Origin of the sequence: Cryobacterium sp. Hz9 (assembly GCF_004402825.1) — a bacterium.
GTDB lineage: Bacteria > Actinomycetota > Actinomycetes > Actinomycetales > Microbacteriaceae > Cryobacterium > Cryobacterium gelidum.
The window spans coordinates 79,303-89,834 of record NZ_SOFC01000018.1; the positions used below are offsets into that span (position 1 = coordinate 79,303).

Consider the following 10,532-nt stretch of genomic DNA (forward strand, 5'->3'; position numbering starts at 1 on the left):
GGCGGCGGTCATGCCGCACCCCCCGACGTCTCAGACACCGGTGTCGCAGCGGTTGCCGCATCCTCACCGATCCCGAGCGGCACCGGATCAAAGCGGTAGCCGACACCCCACACCGTAGTCACGAGCAGCGGATGCGCCGGGTCTGCCTCGATTTTCTCCCGCAGCCGCCGCACGTGCACGGTCACGGTCGACAGGTCGCCGAATTCCCAGCCCCAGACCGAGCGCAGCAGTTCCTCTCGGGTCAGCACCTTCGACGGCCGCCAGATCAGGTAGGCGAGCAGGTCGAACTCCCGCGCGGTGAGCACGAGTGGTTTGCCACGCAAACGAATCTCATGCGCGGCCAGGTTGAGGGAGAATTCGCCGGCAGCGAGCATGCCCTCCGGAATCGACTCCGTGCCGCTTCGCCGAAGAACCGACTGCACCCGCAGCACGAGCTCCCGTGGCGAGAACGGCTTCACGAGATAGTCGTCGGCACCCACTTCAAGACCCTCGATGCGGTGCTCTTCCTCGCCGAGCGCGGTCAGCATGATCACCGGCAGTGCACCCCAGTTCACGCGGATACGCCGGCACACTTCGATGCCATCGAGAAGCGGAAGCATGCGGTCGAGCACCACGAGGTCGGGCTGCACGGCTTCGGCCTGGCGCAGGCCGGCGAGCCCATCGATGGCTTCGTCCACGACGAACCCGGCGGCGCGCAGGTACTGCCCGACCACCTCGGACACCATGGGGTCGTCCTCGATGACGAGCACGCGGCGGCCGGTGAGGGAATCCGTTCGGGGTGGTGAAAAATATTGGGAGGGAGACACCCCCTTAGACTAGGCGCGCGGTTGCCGCGCCGCGCCGGGCGCGCGCGTCGTTTAGGTCGATCACCAAAGCGGATGCCCTCCGTCGCCCACTCACACCGGCCCCTCAGCATCTTTCCGTGGTTCGTAACCTCTTTCGCATTGGAGGCCCAGCCCTCCACCGTAGAGTCGAAGGATGATAAGCACTCGGGTCGACGTCGTGTTGCCCTGTCTGAACGAGGCGCAGGCTCTGCCGTGGATTCTTGAACGTATGCCCGCCGGTTATCGCGCGATCGTCGTCGACAACGGGTCGACCGACGGATCCGCCGCCCTCGCCCGCCATCTAGGCGCGCACGTCGTGCACGAGCGTCGACGCGGATTCGGCGCCGCCGCCCACGCCGGGCTCCTCGCCGCGACCGCCCCGATCGTCGCTTTCTGCGACGCTGACGCCTCGATGGACCCCCGCGACCTGCCGCTCGTGGTCGACCCGATCACCGCCGATGAAGCCGACCTCGTACTCGGCCGCCGCCGCCCGACCACGCGCAACGCATGGCCCGCGCATGCCCGTGTGGCAAATACCTATCTTTCCTGGCGACTGCGCCGAATAACCGGTGTGAACATCCATGACCTCGGACCCATGCGCGCGGCTCGCCGCGAGAACGTCCTCGCCCTTGACCTGCACGACCGCCGCAGCGGGTATCCGCTCGAGATGTTTCTGGGAGCCGCCGCCGCCAACTGGCGCATCCGCGAAGTCGACACCGGCTACGCCCCGCGCGTAGGCCGCAGCAAGGTGACCGGAACCGCGCGCGGCACCCTCACGGCTATCCAGGACATGTCCGCACTGCTCCGCGCCGACCGTGTCGACCGGAACGTCAGCGTCGACCGGAGTGGAGCACGCTCATGACCGCCATCGTCGTCATCGCCAAGGAGTGCCTGCCCGGCAAGGTCAAGACCCGGCTGCACCCGCCGCTCTCGCTAGAACAGGCCGCCGAATTAGCCGCGGCCAGCCTCGCCGACACCCTCGCTGTCGCCCGGTCACTGCCCGCAACGCGCCATATTCTGGCGTTCGACGGTGTGACGCCGCCGCCCGAAGCCTCCGCGTGGGAAATTTTGCCGCAAAGCGCTGGCGGTCTCGACGAGCGCCTCGCCGCGATCTTCGACCACCTCGACGAACCGACCCTTCTGCTCGGCATGGACACCCCCCAGGTCACCCACGAACTGCTCATGCCCGTGTTCACCGATTGGACCACCGAGACGGAGGCCTGGATCGGCCCGGCAGACGACGGCGGCTTCTGGGCGCTCGCCCTGAAAAACCCGACCGGCGCGCTGCTCCGCGGCATCCCGATGAGCCGCTCCGATACCGGCGCACACCAGCTGCGGCGCCTCAACGAAGCGGGCCTGAGCGTGCGCCTGTTGCCCGCGCTCACCGACATCGACACCATTTCTGATGCCCGCATCGTCGCCTCGGCCGCGCCCCACACCCGGTTCGCGCGCACTTTCTCGGGGCTGCGAACATCCGCTCAGCCGGGTGCTGCCGAACTGCGCGCCGTCGATCCTCTCTCCCGGAGCGGGGCACGCTCATGAGCGTCGTATCGCCGCGACTCTGGGATCAGTGGGCGGAATGCGCGGACCGCGACGGAACTGGCGAGACTGCCGAACGACTCAAAGCCGATTTCATCGGCCAGCTGGCGGACCGCACGCTGACGGCCCGTGCGACGAGCGACCGGACAACGACCGACCGCTTTCGCCGCTCGACCACGTTCGGGGCCGGTGGGTCCGAACCCTACGCCCAGGCGTTGCAGAGCGACGACAACGTGCTCTACCTGTACGGCCACCGCCTCGACGCCGATCCGGGCACCGCGGCGCGCATCTCGACCATGCACGCCGGGCGCTGGAGCGCCGGAGCCGATGCGATCGACCGATCTTTGCTCGCCGGCGTGGCCGGTCCGGTGCTCGACATCGGCTGTGGCCCGGGGCGCATGATCCAGGCCGCGATCGACGAGGGGCTCGACGCCCTCGGCGTGGACGTATCGCCGACCGCCGTGCGAATCGCGGTCGCGGCCGGACTCGCTGTTCTGCACCGCTCGGTGTTCGACGACATACCACTCGAAGGAACCTGGGCGACCCTGCTGCTCGTCGATGGCAACATCGGTATCGGCGGCGACCCCGATGCGCTGCTCGACCGCTGCGTGTCCCTACTGGCCGTCGACGGAGTGCTTGTCGTCGAGGTGCACCGCGATCCCGAGCATGACCTCGCCTACGAGAGCACCCTGCAGGATGCCGCGGGTCACACGAGTGACGCCTTCCCGTGGGCCGAAATCGGGGTCAGCGCCCTGCGTCGACGAGCCGCGAAAGTCGGACTGGTGCAGGTCGCCGAATGGACCAAGGGCGAGCGGTCCTTCGCCCGCCTCGCGCGCGCCTAGCGCGCCCGCACCACAGTGCCGGGTTCGCAGTGCCGCGCCCACAGTGCCGGGTTCGCACGCCCGTGCGGCCGGGCGCAGGTTTGCTCGCCGGGCGCATGATTGATCCTGCGCCCAGCCGCTAAACCTACGCCGGTGCGCCCGATGCGCCCAGATCAGCGCTCGGAGTCGTCCTGCAGCCGCACGCCGGACCCGCGCCGCTCACGCATGACCGCCCAGGCCGATAGCCCCACGGTCAGTGCGGCGAGCACGAGCCAGAAGATCCCTAGGTTGAGCCCGTAATTCAGCGGCAGCACGGTTGCATTTGCCGGTGCGAAATTCTTTGCCACGATCGTCGGCACAGCGACGAGCGACACGATCGACCCGACGACGATGCCGCCCTGCACGATCGCAATGACCGTCCCGGACACCCGGCGCCCGGCTCGCCGCAACCCAATACCGAGCGCGAACACGATCGGCGCCAGAATCGCATCGTGCAGAAGGATTGCCGCGGCAATCCACAGCGCCACCCCGGGAATCCGGGTGAGCCGCACCAAATCAAACATCACGAATGCGCCCCAGGCGAGCAGCAGCACGCCGCCACCCACCAGTACCCAGCGGATGGTGCGCATTCGTCTGCTGGTCGACGCCGTGATCCCGGCCGGCGGAGGATTGAGTCCGGTCCCGACGGTCTCGGTCACCCCGACATCCACTCCGGCGGACCCGTGTCGCGACCCGTTCGCACTCGCTGTCATGATTCGATCGCCTCGATTCGGCTCAGCCATTTGGTTTGCAACACGCCGGGACGGCCAGGCGCGATCATCCGGGCCGGATACCCGTGCTCCAGGTCGAGAGTCTCACCGTTCAGCTCGAGGGCGACGAGGGTCAATGGGTCGCGCACATACTCCCGGCCCATCTGCGTCTTGCTGAAGCTGCCGCGTTCTTCGAGACTGATCAAACGAAACGAGGTCTCCGGATCGGCGCTCATCAAATCGGCGAGGTCGCGCAACCGCACGCCGCGCCAGAAGGCCATCTGGCTCCACCCCTCGACGCAGGCGATCGGCAGGGTCACGTCGGTCTGCGGGAGGGCGAGCAGCTCGTCCCGGGTGAAGGAACGCTCGGCGCCCGCGACCGCGACCGTCAGGGTCCACGCCGAGTTCATCGCGGCATCGGCTACCTTCGCCTGCTTGCTCGTGCGGTTCACCGGCACACCCTGCTGGCCCACGCCTTTCTTGCGAGGCCCGAACAGGTTGACCGCGTTGAGCGGGGTGAAGGTCTGCCCAGCGGTCAGGCCGACGACTGCGGTCGTGGCTACGCCGACCGTGGTGAGAAATCCGCGACGGCTCAGCCGGCTCGCCGCGCGCGGGGTGGAGTCGATGTAATCGAGCGCCCGCCCGGTCAGGCCGCCGGGCCGGGTCGTGCCCCTCAGGCGCGCGGCCTCGTCGTTCTCGCCTCGGTCACCCGAGACCGCATCCATGAGATGGTGGTCGGCGCGATGGCCGCCGTCTATATCGTCGTCCCCGCTCGCCTCGGAGGCTTTGTTCCAGTACCGCGTGATCGTTGGAAGCTTGACCCCGATGTGAATGACCAGCAGCCCGATCAGCACCCAGCCGAGCGCGAAGTGCACCTGGCGGAACGGAAACGGCCACGGGTACCACTGATAGGTGTTGAGCAGCCCGATCGTGATCTGCACGAGCGAGGCTCCCACGAACAGGGCGATCGAGGCTCGCTCGAGAAAATTCCAGAATCCGCGCACCGGGGGATACGCGAACAGCCCGGGAAAAACAATGTGGAGTTTGGCCAGCAGTAGCGGAAAACAGGCGATCCCGGCGATGATGTGCGTGCCCTGGGTGACCTGATAGAGAAACTCGGGCCGGGTTGCAAAACGCATCCAGTCGAGTGGTTCCTGCAGAAAATGACTGTACAGGCCGGTGCCGAAACAGATCAGAAAAGCGGCGCCGAGGAGCCGCCCAATCACCGTCGCCATCCGGGGATTGCGCACCGGCGACGCCAGCGCCCTTTGGGCCTCATACATCAATCGCCGCATGATCCTATTGCACCACCTGAGAGCCCGCTTCAACCCCGCTGAATCCTTACGATGTGCGGGTGTGTCAGCCGGGAGCATCACGCCGGGCGCTACAACGCGCATGATGCGGGAGGATGAACCGTGCGCATAACGATCATCGCGGGGCTGCTTGTGCTCAGCGCTGCCCTCACCGCCTTCAGCCTATTGGCCTTCGACCTGTTTGCACCGGTTCGGGACGAGGCACAATTCGTGCTCGTGACGGGTGCTCTCTGGCTGCTGTTCGGCCTGGCGTACTGGCTGCTGCGCCGGGTCCGAGGCAAGGCGGTGGTCGCGTTGATCCTGGCCGGCTCTACCCTGATCGGCGGCGCGGCCATGGTCGGCCCACCCAACACGAGCACGGACTCGGCCCGCTACGCCTGGGACGGCATTGTGCAAATCAACGGCATCAGCCCCTACGCTTTCACCCCAGCGGATGACCGTCTCGATTCCCTGAGACCAGACTGGCTGTTCCCGGCACCCCAAACCACGACCGACGGCCAGGAAGCCTGCGTCGGCGAACGCATCGCCAGCGCCCACAAGACCGACTCTGGCGACCTGCTCTGCTCCGCACTGAACCGCACGACCGTGCCCACGATCTACCCACCGGCCAGTGAAATCTTCTTCGCCGGCGTGCGTTTTCTCACCGGACCCGAACCCGCCTACTGGCCCTTGCAGCTCGCCGGCCTGCTGCTGAGTGTCGGTACGACCGTCTTGCTGCTTGTCGGCATGCACCGACGCGGCCTCGACCCCCGCAACGCGACGCTCTGGGCCTGGTGCCCGCTCGTCGCCACCGAGGCCATCACCAACTCCCACGTCGACATGCTCGGCGTTATCTTCGTCGTCGCGGCGGCGTTCCTGGTGTCGTCGAGGAAGGTCTGGCGCGGGGGCGTCATGCTCGGAATCGCGATCGGCACCAAGCTCATCCCGGTTTTGGCGGCACCGGCCCTACTCAAACGGGGCGGGTGGCGCATGGTCACCGCATCCATTCTGAGTTTTGCGCTGCTGTACCTGCCCTATGTGCTGGCCACCGGCATCGGGGTCCTCGGCTATCTGCCCGGCTACCTGAGCGAAGAAGGCTACCAGGATGGGTCCCGGTTCGCCCTGGTGTCTCTTGTCGCGCCCGGGGAATCGGCTGTCATCGTCGCCGCCCTGATTCTTGCCGTCGTCGCCGTCCTGGTGATCGTCAAGACCGACCAGAACCAGCCGTGGGTCGGCCAGCTCGTCATGATCGGCGCGACCCTGCTCGTACTCAGCCCGCGCTACCCCTGGTACGCGCTCTTGTTACTGCCGTTCGTTGCGCTCAGCGGGCGCTGGGAATGGCTGCTCGTGCCGATGGCGCTCACGCTGCGGCTGCTCGTGCCGAGCGTGCAACTCACCCAAACGTCGATCGCGATTTCGGTCATTGTGATCGCCCTGGTCTCGCTGCATCGCGCCGGCCCCGGTGGCCTCAAACGGATACTGCCCCGATCGCGACGAGTGCGCCCCGCCTGAATCGGTTCGTGTTCCTTGTGTGCGGGCCGCATTCGCCGCCGTCTCGGCAGCGGAATCGACGGCTCTCCCTTGACCCGATCGACCCTGGCGCGACCGTCCGCAACGACCCGCGCAGCCCCGGTTGCGGCTCCGGGTCGAAACCGTTGTGCTGGCCTACGCCGACCGAGCGGATGCCGTCGCTCACTTCCGCTCGCGGCCGGTGTCTGCGCAGGCGGCACCAATCTGAACGCCTGCCAACTGCTCGCAGGAAGTTCGATGACGTGGGCGGGCACGCACGAATCGGGGCCCGCCGTGTGGCGGGCCCCGATTCGTGCTGTGACGCTGACTCTTAGGTAGAGCCGCCTAACCAGTAACCGACTGACTACTTGGTCGCGGCGGTGATGGTCGCGATACCAACGAGCATCTGGTCAGCGACGGCGTCGGTGCTGAACGTGGAATTCAGCAGGCCGGCGGCGACGGAGGAGATGTGAACCGTGGTACCGGTGAGGATGGCGTTGTCGCCGTCCATCTTGAGGGGCTCAAGGGTTCCACCGTAGAGGTTGAACAGGAGGGCCTGGGTCGCGGCGGACTCTCCGTTGACCGAGACATCACCGAAGAGCTCCGAGGTGCCTGGGTCGATGGTGAAGTTGGTGAGCTCGACGACAATGTCGCCGGCGGTCAGCGAGAAGCCAGAACCCTCGTGCTGAATGGTGCCCTGAACGAAGGGGCGGTAGCTCTCGGCCGGGTCGTAGTAGTCCACGTTTCCACCGGTGATCGGGAAGTGCAGGCTGCCCTCTTCGAGGGTGGCCGTTCCGACTGTGCCGGCGGTGAGGCCGAGGCTTGTCAGCGCAGCGCCGAAGTCGGCGTCCAGCAGCACGGCGGTGTCAACACCGGACAGGCTGGGGATAGAGGCGAGCGGCGTCGGCGTGGCTTCGGCCGAGCTGGACGAGCTTGAGCTTGAAGCGGGCGCCGGTGTCGCCGTGCTGGCGTCCGATGAGCATCCTGCGAGGCCGGCGATGAGAATTCCCGCAGCAGCGAAACCGACGGTGGTTTTGGTGAATGAACGCATGGGATGAATCCTTTTCGTTAGATCGTGCAGTTGGTGTTGGGGTCTGCATGGTGTTCGGCTCCACCCCCGAAATGGTTTGGACTTGCCCCGAACCGTTACCCTTCTGTTACTAAATACAGCAAGCGTTCCGACCAGCAGGCAGGCCAATCGCCCCGAGTAAGGCCTGCGATCCCAGTCATCGCGCGGAACTCAGGACACAATCAAGCGGATGCCCACCCGACGGCAATCGACGCTGCGGGTTTCAGTCGATCCCTCAGAAGTGGCGGAAGCGATCCGGCGCGAGATCCCAGGGGTCCTTGCCGAGCAGTTCGGCGACGCCGCGAAACACGCAGGTCTCGATCATCATGCGTTGGTGCATCTCATCGTTTTCGTGCAGGCGCGACAGGCGCTGGATCGGCAGACGGTAGAACACCACGCGATTCATCGCGGGCGTCACCATCCAGCGTTCAACACCCACGCCGGGCACCACCGACAGCGGTCCGGACGCCACCTCGAACACGGACTTGCCCAGTTCTTGGGGCCAGAGGCCGCGCAAATACTCGATCGCCGCGACAAGTGTCATGTCGAACAGGTCAATGCGAGTGCGTAACGGCGGCAGGAATGGGCCGGTCGCTGAACTGCGGATGCCGCGGCCGTGCCGGTCACGCCCGCGCCCGCGAACGGTCGGTTCAGGAGCTGCGGAACGACGGGATCGAGACATGCTGCCATCCTACGGCGGGCCGGCAGCCGGTACCCTTATAGGCAATGACATTCCGCCCCTGTTCCCGCGTTGCCTGCCTCGAACCCTCGGTGGCCACGCTGACCTTTGACTATGCGGAGTCCTTGGCCGTGCTAGGCCCGCTCTCCGGCCGTAAAGAGCCGCACAGCTTCGACCTGTGTTCCCGACACGCGGAGCGAACGAGCGCTCCTCAGGGCTGGCAATTGATGCGCCACCGTCTGCTGACCGAAGAGCGGGACACCGCCGGCTGAAACCCGGCGACTGCGCCGAAAGGAAGGAAGAGAACGGGCGCGATCGAAAAAATGTCGCGGTCATTCAGGCGGAAATGGCAAGATGTCAGCATGACTGTAGCCTTGCCCACCGCGCCTCCCACCTTCACCTATAAGATCGCCGATCTGTCGCTCGCTGAGGCTGGGCGTCACCAGCTGCGACTGGCCGAGAACGAGATGCCCGGACTCATGGCCCTGCGCACCGAATTCAGCGAGTCGAAGCCGCTCGCCGGAGCCCGCATCGCCGGATCCCTGCATATGACCGTACAGACCGCTGTCCTGATCGAGACCCTCGTCGCCCTCGGCGCCCAGGTGCGGTGGGCCAGCTGCAACATCTTCTCCACGCAGGACGATGCGGCCGCCGCGATCGCGGTCGGCCCCACCGGCACGGTGGACGCCCCCGCCGGTGTTCCCGTGTTCGCCTGGAAGGGTGAGACGCTCGAGGAATACTGGTGGTGCACCTCGCAGATTTTCGACTGGAGCGCCGAAGCTGAAGCAGCCGGAGCCACCTGGACCGGCCCGAACATGATCCTCGACGACGGCGGCGACGCCACGATGCTCGTGCACAAGGGGCGCGACTTCGAAAAGGCCGGCCTTGTTCCAGCGGATACTGCCGGCGACAGCCACGAATACGGCGTCATTCTCGCCGCCCTCCGTCGGTCGCTGGCCGAGTCGTCCGACCGCTGGACCCTGGTCGCGGCCGATCTCATGGGCGTCACCGAAGAAACCACCACCGGAGTGCATCGCCTCTACGAGCTCGCCGCCAGCAAGGAACTACTGTTCCCGGCTATCAACGTCAACGACTCGGTCACCAAGAGTAAATTCGACAACAAGTACGGCATTCGTCATTCGCTGCCCGACGGCCTCAATCGGGCCACGGATGTGCTGATCGGCGGCAAAGTCGTCTTCGTCGCCGGCTACGGTGATGTCGGCAAGGGCGCCGCCGAAGCGCTGCGCGGCCAGGGCGCCCGCGTGATCGTGAGCGAGATCGACCCGATCAACGCCCTGCAGGCCGCGATGGACGGTTACCAGGTCGCACGCCTCGACTCCGTCGTCGAACAGGTCGACATCTTCGTCAGTGGCACCGGAAACTTCAATGTCATCGGCGTCGACCACATGCTGCGCATGAAGCACCTCGCTATCGTCGCCAACGTCGGACACTTCGACAACGAGATCGACATGGCCGCGCTCGAGTCGCTGCCGGGTGCCGTCAAGGTGCAGATCAAGCCGCAGGTCGACGAATGGCTCCTGCCGAGCGGGCGCAGTGTGCTCGTGCTCTCCGAGGGGCGCCTGATGAACCTCGGCAACGCCACCGGCCACCCCTCGTTCGTGATGAGCAACTCGTTCACCAACCAGGTACTCGCGCAGATCGAGCTGTACGTCTCGCCGGAGAAGTACCCGGTCGGCGTGTACGTGCTGCCGAAGCTGCTGGATGAGAAGGTCGCGCGGCTGCACCTGAATGCGCTCGGCGTGGAACTGACCGTGCTCACCCCCGAGCAGGCCGGCTACCTCGGCATCCCCGTCGAAGGTCCCTACAAAGTGGAGCACTACCGCTACTAGCCCGGCTCCCAGGGAGGGGCCCCGGGCCCCGTCCCTGGGCCCAGTGTGCAACCTGGGCCCCCGTTCATAACGTGGGCCCGGTTGTCGTTCAAGCGGTGGGAGAGTGGTTGGTCGGGGTGCGACACGCCCGGGTTGGGGGCGTTTTGACGGGTGGGCGGTGGGACCGTAATGTATCTATACGTACCCCAAAGGTGCGGAAA

At 66.2% G+C, this 10,532-nt stretch carries 11 protein-coding genes; 6 read left to right on the forward strand and 5 right to left on the reverse strand.

Annotation, left to right across the window (positions count from 1 at the left end; translation table 11 throughout):
* Positions 1–8 precede the first annotated feature (8 nt).
* On the reverse strand, positions 9–806 hold the full coding sequence (locus E3N85_RS09290; protein ID WP_241978408.1) for a response regulator transcription factor: 798 nt from the start codon (positions 804–806) through the stop codon (positions 9–11).
* A gap of 172 nt (positions 807–978) precedes the next feature.
* On the opposite strand from E3N85_RS09290, the gene E3N85_RS09295 reads away from it, so the two are divergent.
* The 3 genes from E3N85_RS09295 to E3N85_RS09305 are packed head-to-tail and all read left to right on the forward strand — an operon-like array spanning position 979 to position 3,205.
* Complete coding sequence (locus E3N85_RS09295; RefSeq protein ID WP_134462520.1) at positions 979–1,686, forward strand: glycosyltransferase family 2 protein; 708 nt, start codon at positions 979–981, stop codon at positions 1,684–1,686.
* Complete coding sequence (locus tag E3N85_RS09300; protein ID WP_134462522.1) at positions 1,683–2,366, forward strand: DUF2064 domain-containing protein; 684 nt, start codon at positions 1,683–1,685, stop codon at positions 2,364–2,366. Before E3N85_RS09295 ends, E3N85_RS09300 begins: the two co-directional genes overlap by 4 nt.
* Positions 2,363–3,205: a bifunctional 2-polyprenyl-6-hydroxyphenol methylase/3-demethylubiquinol 3-O-methyltransferase UbiG gene (locus tag E3N85_RS09305; protein ID WP_134462524.1), complete on the forward strand. Its 843-nt coding sequence runs from the start codon at positions 2,363–2,365 to the stop codon at positions 3,203–3,205. The genes E3N85_RS09300 and E3N85_RS09305 overlap by 4 nt, the downstream gene beginning before the upstream one ends.
* A 152-nt stretch (positions 3,206–3,357) precedes the next feature.
* On the opposite strand, the gene E3N85_RS09310 is transcribed toward E3N85_RS09305, so the two are convergent.
* Positions 3,358–3,882: a hypothetical protein gene (locus E3N85_RS09310; RefSeq protein ID WP_134462526.1), complete on the reverse strand. Its 525-nt coding sequence runs from the start codon at positions 3,880–3,882 to the stop codon at positions 3,358–3,360.
* 50 nt (positions 3,883–3,932) lie between these two features.
* A complete protein-coding gene (locus E3N85_RS09315; protein WP_241978409.1) occupies positions 3,933–5,168 on the reverse strand; it encodes a molybdopterin-dependent oxidoreductase in 1,236 nt (411 codons plus the stop codon).
* 180 nt (positions 5,169–5,348) lie between these two features.
* Here E3N85_RS09315 and E3N85_RS09320 point away from each other — a divergent pair, with 180 nt between their 5' ends.
* Positions 5,349–6,737 carry a glycosyltransferase family 87 protein gene (locus E3N85_RS09320; protein WP_134462530.1) on the forward strand — a complete coding sequence of 463 codons (1,389 nt, stop codon included), beginning with the start codon at positions 5,349–5,351 and terminating at the stop codon, positions 6,735–6,737.
* 361 nt (positions 6,738–7,098) lie between these two features.
* Here E3N85_RS09320 and E3N85_RS09325 read toward each other — a convergent pair whose 3' ends face one another.
* Complete coding sequence (locus E3N85_RS09325; RefSeq protein WP_134462532.1) at positions 7,099–7,785, reverse strand: hypothetical protein; 687 nt, start codon at positions 7,783–7,785, stop codon at positions 7,099–7,101.
* A 253-nt stretch (positions 7,786–8,038) separates the two neighbouring features.
* Positions 8,039–8,485 (reverse strand): metallopeptidase family protein, encoded by a 447-nt coding sequence (locus E3N85_RS09330; protein ID WP_134462534.1) that lies wholly within the window; start codon positions 8,483–8,485, stop codon positions 8,039–8,041.
* Between the two features lie 44 nt (positions 8,486–8,529).
* On the opposite strand from E3N85_RS09330, the gene E3N85_RS09335 reads away from it, so the two are divergent.
* A complete protein-coding gene (locus E3N85_RS09335) occupies positions 8,530–8,754 on the forward strand; it encodes a DUF3499 family protein (RefSeq protein WP_134462536.1) in 225 nt (74 codons plus the stop codon).
* A 90-nt stretch (positions 8,755–8,844) separates the two neighbouring features.
* Positions 8,845–10,332 carry an adenosylhomocysteinase gene (gene ahcY / locus E3N85_RS09340; RefSeq protein ID WP_134462538.1) on the forward strand — a complete coding sequence of 496 codons (1,488 nt, stop codon included), beginning with the start codon at positions 8,845–8,847 and terminating at the stop codon, positions 10,330–10,332.
* Positions 10,333–10,532 lie beyond the last annotated feature (200 nt).